Consider the following 21,309-nt stretch of genomic DNA (forward strand, 5'->3'; position numbering starts at 1 on the left):
GGTCCTTTCAGTGCAGGGGCGTTTTGCCCAGGGTGGATGCATGCGCAGACAGTCGGTCGACGGCTGCAAGCGCGGCTGGCAGGTTGAGAATGCCCGCGCCGCTGCCGCGCGTTGGCGTGTCGAAGGGGCGCGCGGTTGCGGTCAGGATGTCGCGGGCCTTGGGCCCGTCGATTGGTTGCGCCCCACGGCGCGCGCGCGCGACCAGAAGGGCCGCGGCACCGGCGACAAAGGGCGCCGCAAAGCTGGTTCCGGTCGACAATTGGTAGCCCTCGATATGCGGCGTTCGAATGGCCTCTCCGGGGGCCGACAGGGCCACGTGGTCGCCCGTTGTCGAAAATTGCGAGGGCTTGCCGTCCGGTCCGACCGAGCCGACCGAGATCACGCCCTCAGCAGCGGAGGGGTGGTAACGTTCGCGCTTGCCCGAATTGCCCGAGGCGGCGACAACGATCGTGCCCCGCGCCAGGGCATAGGCCGTTGTGTCGGCATGCGGCATGGGATCACCGGGGCTGATCGCGCTTTCTGCTGTACCGAACGAACAATTCAGAACCTTCGCCCCCAAATCGACCGCGCGTTTGATGCCGCAGTCGATATCCGACAGCGCGCCGACCCCGACGATGTTGTCTGCGTCGCCGCGTCGCGGTGTCCGGGCCGAGGCCAGAACGCGCACCGGCATAAGCGAGGTCTGCGTGGCCAGCCCCTGAGGCATGCCATGCCCGTTGCCGCCAATCAGGGCCAGACAGGCCGTCCCATGGGGGTTGTTGGATTCGTCCGGGTCCGTGTCCCGTGTGCCGTAGTCGCCAACCAGAGACAGCCCTTGCGCCAGTTCGGCCCCGGCGAAATTCACCGTGTCAAAGCCGGAAGACAACCGCCCCGAGATTTCGGCATGACGCCGCGCGGCCCCGGTATCCAGAACCGCCGTGGTTATGGCCGGGTCGCCGAATTCGGCCGAGGCCCTTCGGTTGGCACCGATCATATCCCAGGGCCACGACTCGGGGGCCTCGGTCGCCGTGCCGGTCAAAGGTGCGTCAGAGCTGACGACAAAGTAATCCGCGCTAGCCGAGGTCACGACTGCCAATTGCCGCAACGCGTCCGCCGCCTGATCAATACGGCTGTAGTCTGAAAAGCTGGCCACATAGGTCCGGCTCATGCCACTGGCATGTTCCGTGAGGTCAAACCCGCTGGCCTGATTGGCCGGGCTGTGCAGGCGGGCAAGGCGGACATTGCCGCCAAAGACACCCAGAATGCGGTCCAGCGCGCCATGCCCGGTTTTCTGCGCGGGTTGAGACATTCCGGCCAGCACCGGCGCACGGCTGGGTAGGTCGGGGTCTTCCCCCAAGGCCAGGGTGAACAGCAACCGCTTCGGCGCGCAATAAAGGCGCGCTTCGGGTGCCCAGGGCATCATCAGCCAGCCGGTCATGACGCGCCCTCCGATATCGGAGTGTCCGAGGTCGTGCCGTCGGGCCATTGCAGGGTCAGAGCCGAGGCTGTCGCACTAATGGGCGCGGCCACCACAAGGCCTTGGGCCCCTTCGTCGATGATTTCGGCGCGCGTACCGGCGAGGCTCGCCATGGGCAGGCCGCCTCGGGCGAGGTTGCGGCCCTGTACGGCCAGACGCATACGCCCAACGTCGTCGCGACCAAGGCGGGTGACACGCTGAACGCGCCGTTGTCCTGCCAGATCCAGAGCCTGTTTCAGCCGCGCTGCTGGCAGGCGCGAGAGCTTGCGGATGCTTGCCGCGCCGCCTTTGGATTGCGCGGCGTCCAGATCGTTGAGGTTGCGCACGCCGATCCATTCCAGCCGCCGGATCTCTTCATCCGACAGATCGTCCATCGCGTCGGAAATGTCTGGCTCTTCGGCCTGCATCTCGACGGCGTGTTCTTCCAGCATCTGCCGCGTGACCGTCGTAAAGCTGAGCTTCAGGGTCGACACGTCCCGCTCACCCGGGGCGGCAGGGCGCACCATGATCGCTGCGTCCTGGATGCCGATATCGGCCTTCAGATCAAGGCCCAGTTCCTTGACCGCAAAGGTCAGGCCCGTGGATTCGGTCTTCAAAGCCAGCGCCGCCTGCGCGCGATCCAACTGGGCCGAGATTGCGTTCAGCAGGTCTTCAAGGGGCAGGGCACCTTCGGCGTCAATCATCGCGACCTCCTGTTTCCGAGACGTCAACGGAAAAGCTGAGCGCGCCGGTTGGCACGGCCAGATCCCTCGACTGTGTGGCGGTGGGGGGCAGCGTTCTGAAGGTCACGCCGCCCTGAACCGGTACAAGCCCGAATTCCATCGGCAGATCAGCCTCGACCCGGCGTAGCCCGCGCAGTCGCAGGTCGTCCAACCGGGTCAGATCCTGCAGCAGCTGTGTCAGCGTTTGGGACAGATCCTGGGTCATGCGCTGCCTCCTGCGGGGGGCTGGGGTTCAGGCTCAGGCGTCGCGGGTGGTTGCGGCTGAAGCTGCGCTGGCGTTTGGTCAACCGTGACAGAGGCCTGCGGCGAGGCTGCAGCCGGTTGCGATTGCCGTGCGGTCCGTTCCAGCAAAACGCGCTGGGCGTCCGAGATGAAGGACTCCAGCGGTACGGTTTCCGACGCGAAAACGACGCGCACCTCGCCTTTCAACTCGGCCTGAATGGCGGCATCCGATTGAGCGTTCACCGAGGTCGACACCATGGCCTGCGCAACGGGCGCAGAAAAACCGGACCGACCAGACCAGCTGGAGCCCTGCGGATCCTGATCTTGCGCAAAACCAACCCGCGCTGCGTCGCGGGCCTTGGCGCGGATGCGGACACTGGCATTGATCTCGCCGCGCTCGACCTTGACCTTGTGGAGGCCCATCAACGCCATGGAGGCGAGCGAGCGCATGCGATCCTCGCCCAGACGATTGCGGGCGGCGGGCACAAGGCGGGTCTCGATCAGCTCTTCGCTGAGGGTTTCTCCGGTCAGATCGAACTCGCCCAACCACGCGGGGCTTGCGCCCCAGTCGTCGTCCGCGGTGCGCGGCATCACGCGGGGAACCTCGCCCGAGGCCGTGGGCAGGATCAGTTGCAGATCGGCGGGGTAGCGGTCGATCAGCCAGTCTTTGACCTGATTATCGGTGACGTTGTCCCGGCTGAAATCATCAACGGTCTTCGACAGGGAGGAGACGAGATCGGCAAACGCCTCCATCTGCCGGATCGAACTGTCGACAATCGCATCAAACGTGCCGTGGATCAGCGAGGCGACGAAGTCTGCGAACCCGATCTCATCCATCATCGCACCGGTCGCGGCAGGCATGTCGTTGATTGTCCGCAGCAATGATTGCGGCTGGGTCGGTTCGTCTGGTGCGGGGGCCGCATCGGGCTGCGTGCCAAACCGGCTATAGCCAGTTTGTGGGCCGATCATCGCGCCCGCCAAGACATCCCTGTCATACGGGTCTGAAGGGTGCGTCAGGCTTTGCGGCCGGGCAACCAGCGCCTGCCGGACGCGGCTGAGGTTGGTTTGCAGAGCGGTGCGATCCGCTGATGGCATGGCTTGAAAAGCTGCGGCATGGGGCAGGGCTGCATGGGCGGCCTTTAGGGCCGTTGCAGCATCTTCCGGCATGGCGCGAGGGGTCATCATCAGGCTGCTCCGGGTGTCCAGTTTGCCAAAATGGCGTCACGGTCGAGGGCGGTGAAGTGCTCGGTACAGGCTGGGCAGGCCGCCAGAAGAACCGCTGCTATGTTGGCCGCGCCTGCGGAGGCAACGGCGGCCAAACCGGCCTCGCGCCCAAGAGCGGCGATAACGGACAGGGTTTTTGCCAGCAGCGGGCCAGTGATGGGGGCCTCGTTGCGGGTCAGAAGGTCGATGGCGGGTATCAAAAACGCCTCGACGGCAAAGCGGTTTTGCGCGGCTTTTGTGGCCGGGTGCTGGCCAAGCGCGGACAGAAGCGTCTTGTAAGGCGCGTCCCAAAGGCCCTTGCCGTCTTGCATGGGGCGCATGCGCGCCGCGGGGTCGGTGCCTAGAACCCGGTCCAGAATCTCGGGCGCGGCATCGCCCAGCAGACCGGACAACTCCGCATCACGCTCCAGCGCCAGCCGCAGCATGTCGCCCATGTCTCCGGTATCGAGCCGCAGCCCCAGCAAGCCAAACCTCAGCCCCGGACCTTCGGGTTCGGCCCCGGCAAAGGCATAGCCCGCCTGGCCCGAGATGCCGATGGCCGTACGCTCAACGATCTTCAGAAGGGCGGGTACAGGAATGTCGATGGCCCGGCTCTGAGCTACGGTGGAGTCGGCGACCACCGTATCCTGCTGGGTGTCTGTCATTGCAGAGCCGGGCCTATCCTCGGGGAGGGGGTGCCCTCCGATTGTCGCTTGAGTCATGGCGCGCGAGACAGGGGCGGGCAGATGCCGCCTGATGCCGTTGGCGGCAAGCGACGTGGCGGGTGCCGCGGCGGCGCCGGCGCGCTGATAGGTGGGCGGCAGGGTGCGCGTGGCACCTCTGGCCGGGGCGGACATCTGGTGCGCAAGACCGGGGTCATGCCGCGCCCTGCCGGGCGGCAGATGACAGCGGAGGGTATGCGAGGTGACATACGACATCTGATTACCTCCGGTGCGGCGCGTAGGACGTATCGGTGTCGTCCAGCTTGGCCCGCCCGCCGCGTACCGAGGATTCGTAGGTGCCGTCGCCATAGAGGCGATAGTCCACGATCACGGTGTCTTCGGTGAAGGTCCAGTTGAAGTTGTAGATCATCGTCACCTTGACCACGGCCACATTCACACCGGTCTGCCGGGTGGAATTGGCGGTCTCCAGCAGCGGCTCAATGTGCATGTCGATCCGCAGTGCGCCGCCCATTGCATCGTTCAGGACATGTGGCGCGGGTTCGATCACGATGCCGCCAACGCCTGTTCCATCATGCAGGAACCGCATGTTGAAATGGGCATACATTGTCCGCACACCGCCATCGTAGACGGGCGAGGCGACCTCGAGGTTGGTTTGCCGCAGCTGATCTCGAGGGACCGGGATATCCGGCGTCGGGTGACCGCCTGCAGGCAACCAGCCCGCCATGTTCGACAGGTTCCAAGTGATGTCGCCGGATGAACTTTGGAAGGCGGCGATCCCGGCGGCGGCCAGTATCTCGACACCCGCGACGGCGGCGGCAGCGCCCGCACCTCCGGTCATTGCATGGCCGTATTGGGGGCGGTGCGGATGGGATGGATAGTAACCTTGTGAGGATGCCAAAGGAGTGTTGCCTCCGGACAGGGCCCAGTCGCGTTTGGCTGGCGTCAACCAGACGCCGCGATTGCGGAACTGGTTGCCCGGTACACGTGAGGAATGAACACCAACGACGGGCATCGCGCCGGTGTCAGATCCATCGCCCTGGATGAAGACCGGCGATCCCGAATTGCCCGACAGTGTCTGCAGATTGTAGAGGATGCACTCCCCACCATGGGCGATCTCACGGATGATGTCGGCATCCATACGCTGGCGATAGTCAGCCTGCGCCGTCGGCAGCAGGTCTTGCCAGTCAAAGTCGTTGTCGCGTTGTGCGCTGCTCGAGGCTCCGTAGCCGCAGACGGCAATTTGCAGGTCCTGGGAGGGGCTGAAATTGGCAATCCGGAAGTACTGACCATTCGGGGCCGCGTTTGCGACACGTACAATGGCTAGGTCATGCCCCATGCTGGTGTCACTGTCAGAGCCATCATAGAGCGGGTGAATCGTCACATCCGAGGCGGGTGTGATTGTCTCGACACTGATCGCATCGCGTGCGTTCAGTGTTCCGTCGCTTGAATTCACGGCCGCATACACCTTGCCGGTATGGGCCATGTTGTATCTGCGGCTTTCCGCGTAGTTATGCGCGTTGGTCAGGATCAGGTTCGGTGCAATGTAGAACCCGGTTCCGGTAAAGGAAGCGGTGTGATTTCCTGACTTGGCTCGTGCCTCCATCTCGAGCAACGCGATGGCAGAAAACGGGAAGGCCCGCGTGTCATTGACCCCGGCTGTAAAGGATTCGTAGCGCGACCACGCCTCGCGCAGCTTGTTGATGATATCCAGCGGGTTCAGGCTGTCGAACTCGGGCAGGACATAGTCGAACGGGCGTGCGTAGGCGGCTTGCTGGGCGGGCGCAGACTGAGGTGGCATCGCCGGAGCGGCTGGAGTTGGGGCGGCTTGGCCCGGCGTCACGGGCTGAGGCACAGGTGCGGCTTGGCCCGGCATCACGGGTTGAGGCACGGGTGCGGCTTGGCCCGGCATGACCGGCATTGGGGCGGGCGCAGCCTGTCCGGGCATCACAGGCATGGGCGCGGGTGCCGCATCGCCCGGCATCACGGGCATGGGTTGCGGGGTCGCTTGCCCGGGCATCACGGCGGCCGGAGGGGGGGCTGCAGGGGGAGGCGCGCCAAAGCCGTCATCGTAATCCATTGCAGGCTGCGCCGGTTGCGAGGTGACAGGCGCGGGGGCCTGTGCCTGATTGTGGGATTGGTGCATGAATCCGCTGGGTTGTTGGTTCATTGGATCAGGTCCCTTTCGTGGAAGGCCCGCGCTTGGAAGGTTGGCAGGACGGGAAAGTGGGGTTGCAGAAGAGGGCGTTTCAGGGTCGGGCTGATCTCCGGCCCAGTGCAGAGGCGCCTCTTCCGTTTGCGAGGATGTCCGGTTGGCAAAACCGAACCGGCGATAAAGCCCGGCACCTGTGAAATGCGACGCGCTGACGTAAACGCCCTCGGCGTCTGGTCGAAACAGGGCGAGGCGATTGCCGTCCTGGCGCGTATCGAACAGAGCGGCGGCGGCATAGATCCGGTCGGCGGATTTGAGTTTGATCAGCTTGCCGGGCGGTATCTCGACAATGGCGTCGCCACCATGAACCGGAAATCGGCCGGAGAAGGTTATGAAATTCGCCTCAGAACGGTCTGGGGTCGCTTTGGGAACGAAAAGCCCGGGGTCTATCGCCAGGACCAGCTCCAACCAGAACTGCCGACCAATCGACGGCGCGTTCACGGCCACGTGGTAGCTGAGCGTGGGCCGCTGGTCCGTGACGGTCATACGAGTTGGGCGAAGCTGGATCATCGGCGCGTCTCTTCATCTGCCAAAAAGGCCTGAAGGATCGCGGGCAGGTCGCTCAGCTTCCGGAACGGGGCTGGCTCGGCTATGCGTCCGGGCAGCTTTGGGTCGGCCTCCCAGATGGCGCCTTCAACGACGTCGCCACTGGACTGCGGTCGCTGCCAGATCGAAACCAGAAATCGGCGGTTTCGTCGCGGCGCTCTGTCGCTATCAGACGATTCGGCTGTCATGGAAACCAGCGTGACCGGGCGCTCTAACCTTGGTCTCACACGGCTCTAACACGTCTCACACAGGATTAAGGCAGCGGGCGGCACGAAAAAAAAGCCCCTGCGGAAAAGGGGCCTGAGAATGCGTTTATATGGCAGGTGTTTAAGAGGGTTAGGCCTTGCCCAGCAACGTGTCTCGAGCAGTTTCGATATGGTCAATCGCGGACTCGACCGCCTTGATAGAAGGGCGCATGACGACGGTAGATTTTCGAGCCTTCCGCGCAATCTTCAAAGCATCCAACGCGCTGGCCGTTTCCAGAGTTGCCCCCGGATCGACCAGTTTCTGCATGACGTCATACTGACGCTTTGCCGCGCTGAACTGGTGCCTTTGCCCGTGAAGCTCGATCAGTTCGAGGTGCCCGGTCTCAAGCGTTGGCTCTAGCTGCAGCAGCCGCTCGGCCAGTTCCGAAACGCGAGCCCAGCGTTCCTGTTTGCGCATGTAGCGCAGCAGAGACTCGATGATCGTCAAATGAGCGCTTCGGAGGGACTCGCGGGTTACGAGGCTCCAGTGATCCTGGGCGAAGGGCAGAAACTCGGTATTGCAGTCGTCGATACAGGCAAAAGCTGCATCTGCCTCATCGGTTGTGGTCAGGTTGTTGCGCAGGACGGATCGGGCCATGTCACCCAAAGCGATCACGTCACAATCGAACGGTTCGGGCGCGGCATAGGTGAGGGCGTCTCGGCCGTTGGTGATCGTGTGACCTTGCACGCCCGCAGCTTGCAGCAGCTTGCGCAGGCGCCACAGCATCGTGTTCAGACGGTCCCTTGCTTTTTCCGGGCTTGCTTCGCCCCAAAGTGTCTCTTCGATCCGATCGCGGCCCACGGGTCGGCCATGGTTCAACACCAGCATCGCAGCCAAAGTGCAAAGTCCGCCTGACGGTATTTTCACCGTTCCGGACGCACCAACCAGGCTGTGACCATTCAGGAAGATCCAGCGCATTCAAACCTCCGGTAAAACAAATTTTAGTAGAATAAGCCTCCGAGCGTACAGCGTGGGATAGTTGTTGGGCAAGGTTTGCTAAGGCCCGTCTTGGCCTTTTATGGGCGCGAAAACAGGTTTAGGCGATAATCCGCTTGCCCTTACGTAAACTTGTCAGCTCGCGTCGGGTTGGTTTTCCGGGCGCGCCTGATCAAAGGCGGCAAGGGACAGCGTGTGTTTTTCGATCTCGAGCAGTCGGGGAAAGCGTGTCATGTTCACCCCCCAGCGATGCGCGTTATAGAGCTGGGGGACAAGGCAGATATCGGCGAGGGTTGGAGTGTCTGCGAAGCTGAACCGAGTACCGTCGGGCAACATTGCCGGATAGGTGGCAAACCCCTCGGTCATCCAATGGTGGAACCAAGCGGTCTGACCGGCAGAGTCCATTCCCATTTGAGATTTGAGGTTGGTCATGACCCTCAGGTTTTTATCGGATGGATGTCTATGGCGATGGTGCGCGCGGCGGCTTGGACGCGCGCGCGCAGCAGAGGTTGGGTCGGAAGCAGCCGAGGTTCTGGCGCAATGGCCTCCAGATAGTCGATGATTGCAAGCGACTGGGTCAGGGCCGTGCCGTCCTCTAGAACCAGGGTCGGAAAACCCTTGCCGGGGTTGAGCGCGGTGTAGCCGGGTTCGCTTTGCTCGCCAGCGACTGCATCGACCGGGCAGTAGTTGTAGCTTAGGCCTTTGAGGTTCAAGGCGATGCGAACTCGGAACGAAGTCGTTGAGCGCCAGTAGGAATAGAGTTTCGTGATATCATCCCGTCGTTGCTGCAGCATTGTTACATCTGTAGCGAAATTCAACCTGAGAACCGTGATGTGAAACTGGCGTTTGCCTGAGGTCGGTTTGCGTCTCTCTCCGAACACTCGATGTTGACAAGATCGGGGTGTTGCTACGACAAGCAGAGGGGACGTGTGTGAACTTGAAGTTGTGTCCTTATGTGGCCGCAGAACATGCTAAAACTTCGTGCTGGCATGCGCCCGCGATACCATCTGTCAACCCGATTGAGGGGTCTTGAGAAATGAACATAGCCTGCTGGTCTGGCCCCAGAAATCTGTCCACTGCGATGATGTATGCTTTCGGCGCGCGCGAGGATTGCGCCGTCTGGGATGAGCCGTTCTACGCGGCCTATCTGGCCGAGACCGGGCTGGATCACCCAATGGGCGAGGAAATCATTGCTGCCGGCGAAACGGACCCCATTCAAGTCGGACAGGGTTGCGCAGCGCAGCCGCCAGAGGGCAAGGCGCATATCTACCAGAAACACATGACTCAGCATATGGTTTGGGGCTTGGATCAGCCCTGGATGGATGGGCTGAAACATATCTTTCTGATCCGCCACCCCGCGCGTGTGTTGGCCAGCTATGCCGCAAAACGCGAAAACCCGACGCTCGAGGATATTGGTTTTGTGCAACAGGCCGAGATTTACGATCTGATCCGCGCGCGAACTGGGGCAGGGGTGATCGTCGACAGTTATGACATCCGTCAGAGGCCCGAACAGATGTTGCAGAAACTATGTGCGGCAATTGATCTGCCATTTGACCCGGCCATGTTGTCTTGGGCTGCGGGCGGCCATCCCTCGGACGGTGTGTGGGCCAGCCACTGGTACGGGACCGTTCATGCCTCAACCGGGTTTGCGGGCGCTGAGGGAGAGCTACCGACCTTGCCGCCCGAGCTTCAATCCGTCTGCGACGCTGCGATGCCTCACTATGAGCGGCTCAAGGCTGATGCGCTTGTTTTGGAAGGTGATGCATGACGACCGAACTCTCAACTCATGACGCGGAATACGATGCCCGCAACGAGGACCTGAAAATCTGGGTCGATGGCGCGCTGGTTCACAAGGATGAGGCCAAGGTCTCGGTCTATGATTCCGGCTTCATGCTGGGCGACGGCATGTGGGAAGGGCTGCGGCTCTATGATGGCTGCTGGGCCTTTTTTGATGAACACATGGACCGGCTGTTTGACAGCTGCAAGGCCGTGTCACTGGACATAGGAAAAACGCGCGAGGAAATCCGCGAGATTCTGGACGTCACCGCCGCCGCCAATGGCGCGACAACCGATGCCCACGCGCGGCTGATGATCACACGCGGTCGGAAGGCCAAGCCGTTTCAGCATCCCAAGCTGTCGCGCTGGGGACCGACGATCGTGGCCATCGTCGAACACTCCAAACCCGCCGAGGCGCTGACCGCGCGGGGTATCCGTCTGGCGACCGTGCCCCAGGTGCGGGGGTTGCCGACCAGCCAAGACGCGAAGTTAAACAGCCACTCCAAACTGAACTGTGTCATCGCCTGTTTGCAGGCGGAACAGGCAGGCGCCGATGAGGGGCTGATGCTGGACCCTCATGGGTTTGTGAACACCACCAACGCCTGCAATTTCTTTATCGTGCGCAAGGGTGAGGTTTGGACCTCGACCGGGGACTATTGCATGAACGGGGTGACCCGGCAGAAGGTGATCGACCTGTGCCGCGCCAATGACGTTCCGGTTTTTGAAAAGAATTACTCTCTCTATGAAGCCTACGGCGCGGATGAGGCGTTTCTGACCGGCACCTTCGGCGCGCAGACCCCGGTGGCCGAGATCGACGGCAAACAGATCGGAGTAGGCAAGGCGGGTCCGGTGACATTGCGCATCCGCGCCTTGTACAAGGATTTGGTCGCCCGGAACGTCGCCGCGCAAACGTGATCCTTTGCCAACCAGCGGGGTCGTGATCACGCTTGTTGGGTTGTTCTGCCTCTAGGAAATAAGAGCCATGAAGTGCGGGTGAAAAACACTTTTCATCTGGTTTAGGCGTTTGACAACACTTATGATAGCGCTAACCATCGAGGCGAGTAGTCGCCATGCAGGTGCGGGCCTCACGGCATTCGAAACCTTGGGTGGAGTTGGGACCTGTTCGGGGTCTTATGAGCGCAGTAACTCGGGTTGGTCTTCAAGGCTGCCTTTGGACAGGATTACAGGTGTCGCGGCACTGAGCGGTCCGAAGGAAAAATGGGGGTGGAATTGCAGATCGAACAGGTGCGGTTGCAAGACAAAAACATGTCCGTCAGCCTTCTGAACTATGGCGCAATCACCCAAGGGTGGTGGATAGACGATACGCCGTTGATCCTCGGATATGACGATCCTCAGGCCTATCTGGGCGATCCCTTCTATCAGGGGGCGATTGTTGGGCGCGTGGCAAACCGGATCAAGGGCGCGAGCTTTGACCTCGCGGGTACGCGATACCGGCTGGACCCGAACGAGGGCGCCAACACACTGCATGGCGGGGCCGAGGGCCTGTCCCGCCAAATCTGGACACTGCAGCAGCTATCGGATCGTGAGGCGGTGATGACTTACCTCTCCCCCCACGGCGAAGGCGGCTTTCCGGGAGAGGTCAAGTTTGAGCTGAATGTCTCGCTCAGTTTTCCAAATCTGACCTATAAAATTACGGCCCAGCCGGACCGACCAACACCGATTAGCATTGCGCAACATAACTACTACAAACTTGGCAGTCCTATGGGTGTTGAGGATTTCAGCCTCCGAATAAATGCCGATCATGTGCTGGAAACCGATGCGCAGGGTGTGCCAACCGGCAACCTGCAAGACGTACAAAACACGGCGCTAGATTTCACGCACCCGGGCCGCCCGGGCAAAAACATCGATCATTTCTACGTGTTCGACAGCGATCGCGACGCGCAGCAGCCAATCGCGGCGATTGACGCCGCAAATGGGCTTGGATTGCGTTTATTCTCTGATCAGGCCGGGGCGCAGGTATATTCTGCTGGCTCATTGGGGGTACCGTTTCAAACCGGCGCTGGTCTGTGTATTGAGCCATCAGGCTATCCCAACGCGCCCAACATCAACGCGTTCCCCAGCATGGTTTTTTCACCTGAGCGGCCCTATCATCAGACACTTACACTCAAACTCACAGGGACTTAGGCATGAGGGTAGTTTCGGCGATTGGAATGATGGGATTGGCCTCGGCCGCGCAGGCGCTAGAGCTTGGCCCGCCCCCCGAATTCGCGGAACCCGATCTGGCCGTTGTCGAGCTGGGGCAGTTGCTGTTTTACGATCCGATCCTGTCGGGAAATCGCAACATCAGCTGCGGGTCGTGTCACCATCCGCGTCTGGGCACGTCCGACGGGTTGTCGCTGGGCGTGGGTGAGGGCGGCATCGGGCTGGGAGTGACACGTGCTTTGGACCCCGAAAACCGCCCGGAACAACGCATTCCTCGCAACTCTCCGGCCTTGTGGAACCTTGGCGCGGACGAGTTCACGGTTTTCTTCCATGACGGGCGGCTCGAGGCCGACCCAAGCCGCCCGAACGGCATCCGCACTCCGTTGGGAACGCATATGCGGCCGGGGTTCAAATCCGCCCTTGCGGCGCAGGCTATGTTTCCGGTGCTGTCTCCGGACGAGATGGCCGGGCATTACTCCGAGAATGAAATCAGCAAAGCAGTGCGTCTGGGTCTGCTGGCGCAAGAGGGCGGGGCCTGGGACCTGATCGCCGCGCGTGTCGCAGCCATTCCCGAATACCAGACACGGTTCGAAGACGCTCTGCCGGGCGAGGAGATCACCTTTACGACGATCGCCAACGTGCTTGCAGATTTCATCGCCTTCGAATGGCGGGCCGACAACAGCCTGTTTGATCAGGCGATGCGCGGAGAGGCAGAGCTGCCGCCCGAGGCGCAGGCAGGGTTGGATCTGTTTTACGGTGAGGCGGGGTGTAGCGCCTGCCATTCCGGATGGCTCCAGACGGATCATGGGTTCCACGCCATCGCGATGCCTCAGATCGGGCCGGGTAAAGGTGCGCGGTTCGAAAGTCACGCGCGTGACGATGGACGCATGCGGGTGACCGGTGAGGCCGGTGACGCCTTTGCCTTCCGCACGCCGTCACTGCGCAATGTGACCCTGACCGCCCCGTATGGCCATAGCGGTGCCTATGCCGAGTTGGAGGATGTGGTGCGCCACCACCTTGATCCCGTGGGGTCGTTGCAGCGGTATTCGCTGGAACAAGCACGTCTGCCCGAGTTTCCGGGTGCAGATGATCAGCGGGCCTTGATTGAGACGACCGAAGCAATCGCCGCCGCCAACAGCCTGGTCCCGGTTGCGTTGAGCGACGATGAGGTAAACGCGATCCTCAGTTTTCTGAACACCCTTGAAGATCCGGCCCAAAGGCTTGGTGTTCCCGAAACCGTTCCCAGTGGGCTGCCTGTGGATCAGTGATGGAGGCGGATGATCTGGTTGGCGTCATACGCCTGCCAGTCGCTTGTGGAGCCATCGGGCCAGATCATCCGAAGCTCGATCGTCTCGGCCGATGCCAATCCGAAATGATGCAGGCCTGAGGTCCCCCCGGCATGGCCTCCGCCAATGGTGATCTCGCGGGTCTGCAGGCCAGACTGTGTTCGCATCTCGATAAACCCGCCCACCGCAGCACGGTTGGAGGTGTTCTGAGAGACATCGACAAGAACCCAGTTTCCAGCGTTAGTTGTGTTCTGGTGAACCTCCAACGGCGCGCCCCGGTTGACGACAACCAAATCCAGATGGCCATCATTGTTCAGATCGGCCAAAGCGCCGCCGCGCGACTTGGCCATCGAGGCCACGCCCGCCTCGGCAGCGGCTTCGACAAAGGTGCCATCAGGCTGTTGCAGCATCAGGTTGTTCGGGTCGTTCAAGGCCGCGACCGGCATCTGTTCGACATTGCCCTTTGTCACGAAAATATCGTCCAGCCCGTCGTTGTTGGCGTCTCCGAATTGCGCATGCCATCCAGTCGAAGGTCGCCCATCGCCGCCCACATGCGGTCTGTGCGCGGTGGTGCCTTTCTCATAGGTCGCATCGCGCCAGGTGGGGCTATCGTTGGAGGGGTCAAACACCTGAAACTTCTGGTCGCCCATCGACGTCAGGTAGACATCGGAGAACCCGTCCCCCGTGAGATCGCGCGAGGCGATCCCCATTCCCCAGATCGAATAGGGCAGCCATCCGTCGTCTTCAGTGTACAGCCGCGGTTCAGCCTCCATCGCCCAGAGTTGCTCCTGCCCGCCGCGCACGTAGTAGTGGCGATCATTGCTGACCCGCAGATCCGCCCGACCCGTGCGCGCCCAGTCGGAAAACAGGATGGACAATGAACAATAGCCCGGCTCTAGCAGTGACGGCGCCCCGTATCCTGATCCTTCGGGGCGAAAAAGGAGCGTCGGACCGCATGTCTCGAACGGGCCCTCAGGGTCAAAACGGTCGACATAGGTTCCGAAGGCCAGCGTTGGCAGCGTCTCGCCGTCCTCCCAAGTGGCCGAGAAACCAGTGGTCCAATGATCATCTGATTGAAAGTTCAGATCGGCAAAAGGGGCAAACTGACAGTCAGGTTGTCCGCGCAACAAAAGGTCTTCACCAACCCTCAGAACCGCCAGATCCTGAAAGCCGTCGCCGTCGATATCCAGTGGATAGGCCCCGGTCACACCGGTCAGTGACAGCGCCTCTGGCGTTTCGACGCGGAAAGAGAGATCGCCGTCCGAGGTGTTGCGAAATAGTTGGGACGGGTTTGATCCTCCTGCAGCGAAGAGGTCGGGCAGGTTGTCGCCGTTGCAGTCGAACACCGCCACGCCTCCGCCCACGAAATGTTCCCACCCGCCGTCATAGACATGCGCGGCAACCTCGATCTGCTTAAAGCTCGGTACGGGCTGATCGGCCGCAACAACTGTAGCGCTTGCCAGTAGGAGGGCGCACTCACGATGCATGGGTCGGCATCTCGCGTATCTTCAAGGTTGAGACCTGTTCGATGGCATAGGCAATTGCGCCTTTTGCCCACATGGTGTCATCCCATTGGTTGACTTTTATGTCGGGCAGGGGGGCATCCACCTTAACGACCCCCTCGCGTATCCTCTCCATCACACCTTCGGAATAGAGGTGTTGAAAGCTGATCTGACTGCCGGAGATGATAATGCATTCGGGATCGAAAAGGTTGATCAGGTTCGAAACGCCCATGCCGAACATCTGACCGGCCCGGTCTAGCACGGACAAGGCATGTTGATCACCGGACTGCGCGTTCTCATGCAGATCGGCAATGGTGATCTGGTCGCGATCCTGACCGTCAATCGAGGCCTCTCGGATCAAGGCGTATTCCCCGACATAAGCTTCAAGACATCCGTGCTGGCCGCATTGGCAGAGCGCGCCATCCAGTTGCACCTTGGTATGGCCAAATTCAGCCCCGCATCCGCGCTCGCCCCGGTAGAGCCTGCCGCCCAGCACGATCCCTAGGCCGACGCCGTGTTCTATCGTTATGACAAGGAAGTTCCGCAGACCTTTGCCTAACCCGAACAATTGTTCCGCCTTTGCAACAAGATTGGCGTCGTTTTCAATGAAAACAGGACAATCAACCTCTTGCTGCAGAAGCGGGCCAAGGGGCACGTTCCGTTCCGAGATCGAGGAGGACCAATGGACAAAGTTATGCTCGGCATCAATCAGGCCCGCGATCCCGATCGAGACGCCCGAGATATCCGACATCGCAATGGACGCAGCCGCGCAGGCTCTTTCCAGCGCCTTTCGGATGGTTTTGGCAAAGTCGAGCGGGGTCATGCAGGCTTCGACCAGCGGGTATTTGATCGACGCAATCTCGAGCCCTTCGAAATCTGCGATCAGAACCGAGACATAGTGGCGTGTGACCTTGAACCCCGCAATCAGCAGTGATCCACCGTTCAGCTTGAGCAATACACGGGGCCGCCCGCGCCGTGGGGACCCGGACTGCGGGTCGCCTTCAACCTCGTGGATCAGCCCCGCAGACAACAGGTCTGCCGTTGCGGTGGTGACGGTGGCGGGGCTGGTCTGCAAAGCACCGGCAATATCAATGCGCGAGATCGCCCCCTTGCGGCGGATATGCTCCAGCACGCGCAGCCGCGTTACGTTCCGCTGCTCGGTAGAGATAGAAGAGGCTTTGTTTTTCAGCATCTTGCCCTCGCGAATCTCATCTTGGCATTCACCTTAGTCAGATTCCCATGTTAGCGATAGCATAAATATTTTGCCGACTGAAATAAATGTGCTACTCAGGTAGGTGAAGTCCTCGAATCACTTCGAAGGGACTCGAACAACCGGGAGGAAAGCATGAAGAAATTCCTAAGCATTTCAGTCGCGGCTGCTCTGATGAGCACGGCTGCCTTCGCTGAAACCGTCGTTGGCGTCAGCTGGTCGAACTTTCAGGAAGAGCGTTGGAAGACTGACGAAGCCGCGATCAAATCCGCGCTTGAGGCGGGTGGGGCCGAGTATATCTCTGCCGACGCGCAGTCGTCTTCTGCAAAGCAGCTGGCGGATATTGAAAGCCTGATCGCCCAGGGCGTGGACGCTCTGATCATCCTCGCACAGGACTCGCAGGCGATTGGCCCGGCGGTTCAGGCCGCAGCAGACGAAGGTATCCCGGTTATCGCATATGACCGCCTGATCGAAGATGACCGTGCATTCTACCTGACCTTCGATAATGTCGAAGTTGGCCGCATGCAGGCCCGCGCGGTGTTCGACGCAATGCCCAAGGGTAACTACGTCATGATCAAGGGCTCTCCGACTGACCCGAACGCAGACTTCCTGCGCGGTGGTCAGCAAGAGATCATTCAGGCCGCTGTCGACAGCGGTGACGTTGTAATTGTTGGCGAAGCCTATACCGATGGCTGGCTGCCCGCCAACGCACAGCGCAACATGGAGCAGATTCTGACGGCGAACGAAAACAACGTGGACGCCGTGGTTGCCTCGAATGATGGTACTGCTGGTGGTGTTGTTGCTGCGCTGACGGCGCAGGGCATGGAAGGTATCCCTGTCTCGGGTCAGGACGGTGACCATGCCGCGCTGAACCGCGTCGCGCTGGGCACTCAAACCGTATCCGTCTGGAAAGACGCGCGTGAACTGGGCAAAGCCGCAGGCGAGATCGCAGTCGCGCTGAGTGGTGGCACGGCTGCAGGAGATGTTGAAGGCGCGGTCAGCTGGACGTCGCCCGGTGGCACCGAGATGACTTCGGTCTTCTTGGCACCGGTTCCGATCACAAAAGACAACCTCTCGGTTGTTGTGGACGCAGGCTGGATTCCGCTGGAAGACCTGTGCCAGGGCGTGGAAAACGGCCCAGCCCCCTGTAACTAAACTACTATAATTCCCGGCCTGCGTAGGCGGGCCGGGATCCCAATCGCTGAACATGAAAGATCGGATATGACCGAAACTTCGTCTCAGCCGGTACCCCAGAAAAGCAAGCAAAACTTGTTCCAGCAGCTTGAGCTGGATATGCGGCTATTGGGTATGATCGGCGCGTTTATCATCCTTTGCATCGGGTTCAATATCGTCACTGATGGGCGTTTTCTGACCCCTCGCAACCTGTTCAACCTGTCCATTCAGACCGTGTCGGTTGCGATCATGGCCTGTGGCATGGTGTTCATCATCGTGATGCGCCACATCGACCTTTCTGTCGGCGCCTTGCTGGCGACGACATCCGCCGTGATGGCCATGACCCAGACCGAGCTTTTGCCGAACATGCTGGGCATGGGCCTGAACAACCCGGCCACCTGGGCGATCACTCTGGTCGTAGGGCTTGCGGTCGGAACCTTGATCGGGGCCTTTCAAGGCTGGATGATCGGGTACCTGACAATTCCCGCCTTCATCGTGACCCTCGGAGGGTTTCTGGTCTGGCGCAACGTCGCCTGGTACATGACCGATGGCCAGACCATTGGCCCGCTGGACAGCACGTTCCTGATGTTCGGTGGCACCAACGGAACGCTCGGCACCACGGCCAGTCTTCTGTTCGGCCTTGCCGCCACAGCCGCCGCGATCTGGGCGCTCTGGAGTGCGCGCCGGTCCAAGGCCGCACATGGTTTCCCCGTCAAACCCGTCTGGGCTGAAACAACGCTGGCCGGGATCATCGGCATCGCGATCATGGGCTATGTCTTCATCGTCAACAGCTACGCCATCCCGACACGTCGGCTCGAGCGCATGTTCGAAGCGCGCGGTGAGATCATGCCCGAGGGTCTGGTCGTCGGCTACGGCATCCCGATCTCGGTTCTGATCCTGATCCTGGTAGCTGTCACACTGACCGTCGTGGCCCGCAAGACCCGGTTCGGACGCTATATCTTTGCAACTGGCGGCAACCCCGACGCGGCAGAGCTTTCGGGTATCAACACCCGCATGATGACCGTCAAGATCTTTGCCTTGATGGGTTTCCTGTGTGCGCTGTCCGCTGTTGTGGCTTCGGCCCGTCTGGCCAACCACTCGAACGACATTGGTACGCTGGATGAGCTTCGTGTTATTGCTGCAGCCGTAATTGGTGGGACAGCCCTGTCCGGTGGTCTGGGGACGATCTATGGCGCAATACTGGGTGCCTTGATCATGCAGGCGCTGCAATCGGGGATGGCTATGGTCGGCGTGGATGCTCCGTTCCAGAACATCGTCGTCGGTGCTGTGCTCGTCCTGGCTGTCTATATCGACATCGTCTATCGCAAACGTTTGGGAGCGAAATGATGCAAGCTGAAGAAACGCAGAACACAAATTCGGGTCGCGGTTCAGGCCAGCCACCTTTGGTCGAAATGAACGACATCTCGATTTCCTTCGGGGGCATCAAGGCGGTGGATCACGTGTCGGTCGACCTCTACCCCGGCGAAGTTGTGGGCTTGCTGGGCCATAACGGGGCAGGGAAGTCCACGCTGATCAAGGTCCTGTCCGGTGCCTACCAGATGGACAGCGGCGAGATCCGGATCGACGGTGAAAAGGTCGAGATCAACAACCCTCGGGACGCGCGGGCCAACAATATCGAGACGATCTATCAGACGCTCGCTTTGGCCGATAACCTAGACGCCAGCTCGAACCTGTTTCTCGGGCGCGAGATGGTGACACCGATGGGCTTGGTCAACGACGCCGCGATGGAGGCCGAGTGCCGCAAGATCATGGGCCAGCTGAACCCGAATTTCCAGAAGTTCAATGACCCGGTCTCGGCCCTGTCTGGCGGTCAGCGTCAGTCGGTTGCGATTGCCCGGGCGGTGTATTTCAACGCGCGCATCCTGATCATGGATGAACCCACAGCTGCATTGGGACCGCATGAGACCCAGATGGTTGCGGAACTGATTCAGAAACTCAAGGCGCAGGGGATTGGGATTTTCCTGATCGACCATGATGTGCATGCTGTTATGGAGCTTTGTGATCGAGCTTCGGTCATGAAGAACGGTCAATTGGTCGGAACCGTCGACATCCCCGATGTCACCGATGATGATCTGCTGTCGATGATTATTCTGGGCAAAAAGCCCGGCGAAAAGACTGAGTGAGGGAAGACAATGGCGAGTGGTTTCTTTCAAGAGATCGAAAAGATCCGGTACGAAGGCGAAGACAGCAAGAACCCGCTCGCCTTCCGTCACTACGATCCGGATGAATTCATCATGGGCAAACGCATGGAGGATCACCTGCGTTTCGCCGTCGCGTGGTGGCACTCGTTTGCCTGGGAAGGCGGCGATCCATTTGGCGGCCCGACGCTTGAGCGTCCCTGGCATCCGCAGGATGATATGGGCCGGGCCAAGATGAAAGCCGACATCGCGTTCGAGATGTTCGACATTCTCGGGCAGCCCTATTTCTGCTGGCACGACGCGGATATCCGACCTGAACAGGGCAACTACGCTGATAACCTGAGAACTCTGGAAGAGATCACTGACTATATCGGTGAGAAGATGCAGGTCTCGGGAACCAAGCTGCTTTGGGGAACGGCCAATATGTTCAGCCATCGCCGCTGGATGGGCGGTGCCAGCACGAACCCTGATCCGGACGTGTTTGCCTTTGCTGCCGCCACGGTGAAATCCTGCATTGACGCGACCCACAAGCTGGGGGGCGAGAACTACGTCCTATGGGGCGGGCGTGAAGGCTATGAGACGTTGCTCAACACCGATATGGGGGCTGAGCTTGATCACATGGGCCGGTTCCTGAACATGGTGGTCGAGTACAAGCACAAGATCGGCTTTAAGGGCGCCATTCTGGTTGAACCCAAACCGCAGGAGCCGTCCAAGCATCAGTATGACTTCGACGCTGCCACTTGCATTGGCTTCCTTCGCAAGTACGGCCTTGAGGACGAAGTCAAGCTGAACCTCGAACAGGGGCACGCCATTCTGGCCGGTCACAGCTTTGAGCATGAAATCGCAACTGCGACGGCCGAAGGCATGCTGGGTTCAATCGACATGAACCGCAACGACTATCAGTCGGGTTGGGATACGGACCAGTTCCCCAACAACACGCCCGAGGTCGCCTTGGCCTACTATCATATCCTGAAGGCCGGAGGTTTCACCACTGGCGGCACCAATTTCGACGCGAAGATCCGGCGTCAGTCGATCGACGCCGAGGATCTGATCGCCGCGCATGTGGGTGGTATGGATATCTGCGCGCGCGGGTTGAAAGCGGCCGCCGCCATGATCGAAGATGGCGGGCTAGAGGCCGCGCTGACGGACAGATACGCGGGCTGGTCGTCGGACACTGCACAATCCATGCTGTCCTCTGGTCTGGATGAGATCACGGCCCGCGTCCTAGCCGAGGATATCAACCCGCAGCCTCGCTCCGGTCGACAGGAAATTCTCGAGAACTACGTCAACAGGTTCGTCTGAACCGCCACGCTTGGGCGGACTTCCCGCCCAACTACTCTTTCAAAGGCCCGCTGCACGACCTGAGTGCGCGGGCCTTTTCGTGATTATTAGCTCGGGTCGACCTGTTGATGAACCTCGATCACGTTGCCCTCGGGGTCTTGAAAGAAGACCTGATGCCATTCTTTCGCGAAGGTGGTGCCGTAGTCAGAATAGGGGATGCCGCGCTCGTCCAGCAGCTTCAGGAACGCTGGCAGATCGTCGGTACGAAAGGCGATATGGCCGCGTTCCACGGGGTTGATCACTTGCCCGTTCTTGAAGGCGACGTCAAAGGCGCGCTCGGCCAGATGCATTTGCATGTGGCCCTCGGTCGCAAAGCGGATCTTGCCGTCATAACCGCTGTCCTCATTGGCCTCAGTCCGTGGGAAATTGTCTTGCGGGATGTTGTCCAGCCCCAGCACTTTGGTGTAGAAATCGTGCATGCGATCAACATCATCGGCGACGAAGTTGATGTGATGGAATTCCAGTTTCATGCTCTG

The 21,309-nt window shown here is 60.6% G+C and carries 21 protein-coding genes; 8 read left to right on the plus strand and 13 right to left on the minus strand.

Annotated features, from left to right (window positions below):
- Positions 1-7 precede the first annotated feature (7 nt).
- From ACR0B5_RS06845 to ACR0B5_RS06890, 10 genes are all read right to left on the minus strand, one after another.
- Positions 8-1,417, minus strand: a complete 1,410-nt coding sequence (locus ACR0B5_RS06845; protein ID WP_480539440.1) for a S8 family peptidase — start codon at positions 1,415-1,417, stop codon at positions 8-10.
- The gene (locus ACR0B5_RS06850; RefSeq protein WP_480539442.1) at positions 1,414-2,139 is read right to left on the minus strand and encodes a hypothetical protein; all 726 of its coding nucleotides are present in this window, start codon (positions 2,137-2,139) and stop codon (positions 1,414-1,416) included. Before ACR0B5_RS06850 ends, ACR0B5_RS06845 begins: the two co-directional genes overlap by 4 nt.
- Positions 2,132-2,383, minus strand: coding sequence for a hypothetical protein (locus ACR0B5_RS06855; protein WP_209250349.1), 252 nt, complete (start codon positions 2,381-2,383; stop codon positions 2,132-2,134). Before ACR0B5_RS06855 ends, ACR0B5_RS06850 begins: the two co-directional genes overlap by 8 nt.
- Positions 2,380-3,585 (minus strand): hypothetical protein, encoded by a 1,206-nt coding sequence (locus tag ACR0B5_RS06860; RefSeq protein WP_480539444.1) that lies wholly within the window; start codon positions 3,583-3,585, stop codon positions 2,380-2,382. Before ACR0B5_RS06860 ends, ACR0B5_RS06855 begins: the two co-directional genes overlap by 4 nt.
- Positions 3,585-4,541, minus strand: coding sequence for a hypothetical protein (locus ACR0B5_RS06865; RefSeq protein WP_480539446.1), 957 nt, complete (start codon positions 4,539-4,541; stop codon positions 3,585-3,587). The genes ACR0B5_RS06860 and ACR0B5_RS06865 overlap by 1 nt, the downstream gene beginning before the upstream one ends.
- Positions 4,542-4,545: 4 nt before the next feature.
- A complete protein-coding gene (locus ACR0B5_RS06870) occupies positions 4,546-7,005 on the minus strand; it encodes a trypsin-like serine peptidase (RefSeq protein ID WP_480539448.1) in 2,460 nt (819 codons plus the stop codon).
- The gene (locus ACR0B5_RS06875) at positions 7,002-7,229 is read right to left on the minus strand and encodes a hypothetical protein (protein WP_480539450.1); all 228 of its coding nucleotides are present in this window, start codon (positions 7,227-7,229) and stop codon (positions 7,002-7,004) included. The genes ACR0B5_RS06870 and ACR0B5_RS06875 overlap by 4 nt, the downstream gene beginning before the upstream one ends.
- A 148-nt stretch (positions 7,230-7,377) precedes the next feature.
- Positions 7,378-8,205 (minus strand): AfsR/SARP family transcriptional regulator, encoded by an 828-nt coding sequence (locus tag ACR0B5_RS06880; protein ID WP_480539452.1) that lies wholly within the window; start codon positions 8,203-8,205, stop codon positions 7,378-7,380.
- 153 nt (positions 8,206-8,358) lie between these two features.
- Positions 8,359-8,655: a glutathione S-transferase family protein gene (locus ACR0B5_RS06885; protein WP_480539454.1), complete on the minus strand. Its 297-nt coding sequence runs from the start codon at positions 8,653-8,655 to the stop codon at positions 8,359-8,361.
- 5 nt (positions 8,656-8,660) lie between these two features.
- Entirely contained in the window at positions 8,661-9,104 is a 444-nt protein-coding gene (locus ACR0B5_RS06890; RefSeq protein ID WP_480539456.1) for a glutathione S-transferase N-terminal domain-containing protein, read from the minus strand.
- Between the two features lie 155 nt (positions 9,105-9,259).
- On the opposite strand from ACR0B5_RS06890, the gene ACR0B5_RS06895 reads away from it, so the two are divergent.
- The 4 genes from ACR0B5_RS06895 (at position 9,260) to ACR0B5_RS06910 (ending at position 13,430) form a co-directional block, all read left to right on the plus strand.
- Positions 9,260-9,991 carry a sulfotransferase-like domain-containing protein gene (locus ACR0B5_RS06895; RefSeq protein ID WP_480539458.1) on the plus strand — a complete coding sequence of 244 codons (732 nt, stop codon included), beginning with the start codon at positions 9,260-9,262 and terminating at the stop codon, positions 9,989-9,991.
- Positions 9,988-10,914 (plus strand): aminotransferase class IV, encoded by a 927-nt coding sequence (locus ACR0B5_RS06900; RefSeq protein ID WP_480539460.1) that lies wholly within the window; start codon positions 9,988-9,990, stop codon positions 10,912-10,914. Before ACR0B5_RS06895 ends, ACR0B5_RS06900 begins: the two co-directional genes overlap by 4 nt.
- A 303-nt stretch (positions 10,915-11,217) precedes the next feature.
- Positions 11,218-12,144: an aldose epimerase family protein gene (locus tag ACR0B5_RS06905; RefSeq protein WP_480539462.1), complete on the plus strand. Its 927-nt coding sequence runs from the start codon at positions 11,218-11,220 to the stop codon at positions 12,142-12,144.
- 2 nt (positions 12,145-12,146) lie between these two features.
- Entirely contained in the window at positions 12,147-13,430 is a 1,284-nt protein-coding gene (locus ACR0B5_RS06910; protein WP_480539464.1) for a cytochrome-c peroxidase, read from the plus strand.
- On the opposite strand, the gene ACR0B5_RS06915 is transcribed toward ACR0B5_RS06910, so the two are convergent.
- Positions 13,424-14,935 (minus strand): CRTAC1 family protein, encoded by a 1,512-nt coding sequence (locus ACR0B5_RS06915; RefSeq protein ID WP_170677480.1) that lies wholly within the window; start codon positions 14,933-14,935, stop codon positions 13,424-13,426. The genes ACR0B5_RS06910 and ACR0B5_RS06915 overlap by 7 nt on opposite strands.
- Positions 14,925-16,142: an ROK family protein gene (locus tag ACR0B5_RS06920; RefSeq protein ID WP_480539466.1), complete on the minus strand. Its 1,218-nt coding sequence runs from the start codon at positions 16,140-16,142 to the stop codon at positions 14,925-14,927. The genes ACR0B5_RS06915 and ACR0B5_RS06920 overlap by 11 nt, the downstream gene beginning before the upstream one ends.
- A 153-nt stretch (positions 16,143-16,295) precedes the next feature.
- On the opposite strand from ACR0B5_RS06920, the gene xylF reads away from it, so the two are divergent.
- From xylF to xylA, 4 genes are all read left to right on the plus strand, one after another.
- Positions 16,296-17,315, plus strand: a complete 1,020-nt coding sequence (xylF, locus tag ACR0B5_RS06925; protein WP_170677484.1) for a D-xylose ABC transporter substrate-binding protein — start codon at positions 16,296-16,298, stop codon at positions 17,313-17,315.
- Positions 17,316-17,381: 66 nt separating this feature from the next.
- Entirely contained in the window at positions 17,382-18,680 is a 1,299-nt protein-coding gene (locus tag ACR0B5_RS06930; RefSeq protein WP_170376204.1) for a sugar ABC transporter permease, read from the plus strand.
- Positions 18,680-19,477, plus strand: coding sequence for an ATP-binding cassette domain-containing protein (locus ACR0B5_RS06935; protein ID WP_170551730.1), 798 nt, complete (start codon positions 18,680-18,682; stop codon positions 19,475-19,477). The genes ACR0B5_RS06930 and ACR0B5_RS06935 overlap by 1 nt, the downstream gene beginning before the upstream one ends.
- Before the next feature lie 9 nt (positions 19,478-19,486).
- Positions 19,487-20,794, plus strand: coding sequence for a xylose isomerase (gene xylA / locus ACR0B5_RS06940; RefSeq protein ID WP_480539468.1), 1,308 nt, complete (start codon positions 19,487-19,489; stop codon positions 20,792-20,794).
- A gap of 86 nt (positions 20,795-20,880) precedes the next feature.
- Here xylA and ACR0B5_RS06945 read toward each other — a convergent pair whose 3' ends face one another.
- Positions 20,881-21,303 carry a VOC family protein gene (locus ACR0B5_RS06945; RefSeq protein WP_170665402.1) on the minus strand — a complete coding sequence of 141 codons (423 nt, stop codon included), beginning with the start codon at positions 21,301-21,303 and terminating at the stop codon, positions 20,881-20,883.
- Positions 21,304-21,309 lie beyond the last annotated feature (6 nt).

This window comes from Ruegeria sp. AG1, assembly GCF_056541705.1.

Bases quoted from the DNA above. Each gene is read 5' to 3' on its own strand.
- ACR0B5_RS06845 (WP_480539440.1), bottom strand. From the start codon at position 1,417: ATGACCGGCTGGCTGATGATGCCCTGGGCACCCGAAGCGCGCCTTTAT.
- ACR0B5_RS06850 (WP_480539442.1), bottom strand. From the start codon at position 2,139: ATGATTGACGCCGAAGGTGCCCTGCCCCTTGAAGACCTGCTGAACGCA.
- ACR0B5_RS06855 (WP_209250349.1), bottom strand. From the start codon at position 2,383: ATGACCCAGGATCTGTCCCAAACGCTGACACAGCTGCTGCAGGATCTG.
- ACR0B5_RS06860 (WP_480539444.1), bottom strand. From the start codon at position 3,585: ATGATGACCCCTCGCGCCATGCCGGAAGATGCTGCAACGGCCCTAAAG.
- ACR0B5_RS06865 (WP_480539446.1), bottom strand. From the start codon at position 4,541: ATGTCGTATGTCACCTCGCATACCCTCCGCTGTCATCTGCCGCCCGGC.
- ACR0B5_RS06870 (WP_480539448.1), bottom strand. From the start codon at position 7,005: ATGATCCAGCTTCGCCCAACTCGTATGACCGTCACGGACCAGCGGCCC.
- ACR0B5_RS06875 (WP_480539450.1), bottom strand. From the start codon at position 7,229: ATGACAGCCGAATCGTCTGATAGCGACAGAGCGCCGCGACGAAACCGC.
- ACR0B5_RS06880 (WP_480539452.1), bottom strand. From the start codon at position 8,205: ATGCGCTGGATCTTCCTGAATGGTCACAGCCTGGTTGGTGCGTCCGGA.
- ACR0B5_RS06885 (WP_480539454.1), bottom strand. From the start codon at position 8,655: ATGACCAACCTCAAATCTCAAATGGGAATGGACTCTGCCGGTCAGACC.
- ACR0B5_RS06895 (WP_480539458.1), top strand. From the start codon at position 9,260: ATGAACATAGCCTGCTGGTCTGGCCCCAGAAATCTGTCCACTGCGATG.
- ACR0B5_RS06900 (WP_480539460.1), top strand. From the start codon at position 9,988: ATGACGACCGAACTCTCAACTCATGACGCGGAATACGATGCCCGCAAC.
- ACR0B5_RS06905 (WP_480539462.1), top strand. From the start codon at position 11,218: ATGGGGGTGGAATTGCAGATCGAACAGGTGCGGTTGCAAGACAAAAAC.
- ACR0B5_RS06910 (WP_480539464.1), top strand. From the start codon at position 12,147: ATGAGGGTAGTTTCGGCGATTGGAATGATGGGATTGGCCTCGGCCGCG.
- ACR0B5_RS06915 (WP_170677480.1), bottom strand. From the start codon at position 14,935: ATGCATCGTGAGTGCGCCCTCCTACTGGCAAGCGCTACAGTTGTTGCG.
- ACR0B5_RS06920 (WP_480539466.1), bottom strand. From the start codon at position 16,142: ATGCTGAAAAACAAAGCCTCTTCTATCTCTACCGAGCAGCGGAACGTA.
- xylF (WP_170677484.1), top strand. From the start codon at position 16,296: ATGAAGAAATTCCTAAGCATTTCAGTCGCGGCTGCTCTGATGAGCACG.
- ACR0B5_RS06930 (WP_170376204.1), top strand. From the start codon at position 17,382: ATGACCGAAACTTCGTCTCAGCCGGTACCCCAGAAAAGCAAGCAAAAC.
- ACR0B5_RS06935 (WP_170551730.1), top strand. From the start codon at position 18,680: ATGCAAGCTGAAGAAACGCAGAACACAAATTCGGGTCGCGGTTCAGGC.
- xylA (WP_480539468.1), top strand. From the start codon at position 19,487: ATGGCGAGTGGTTTCTTTCAAGAGATCGAAAAGATCCGGTACGAAGGC.
- ACR0B5_RS06945 (WP_170665402.1), bottom strand. From the start codon at position 21,303: ATGAAACTGGAATTCCATCACATCAACTTCGTCGCCGATGATGTTGAT.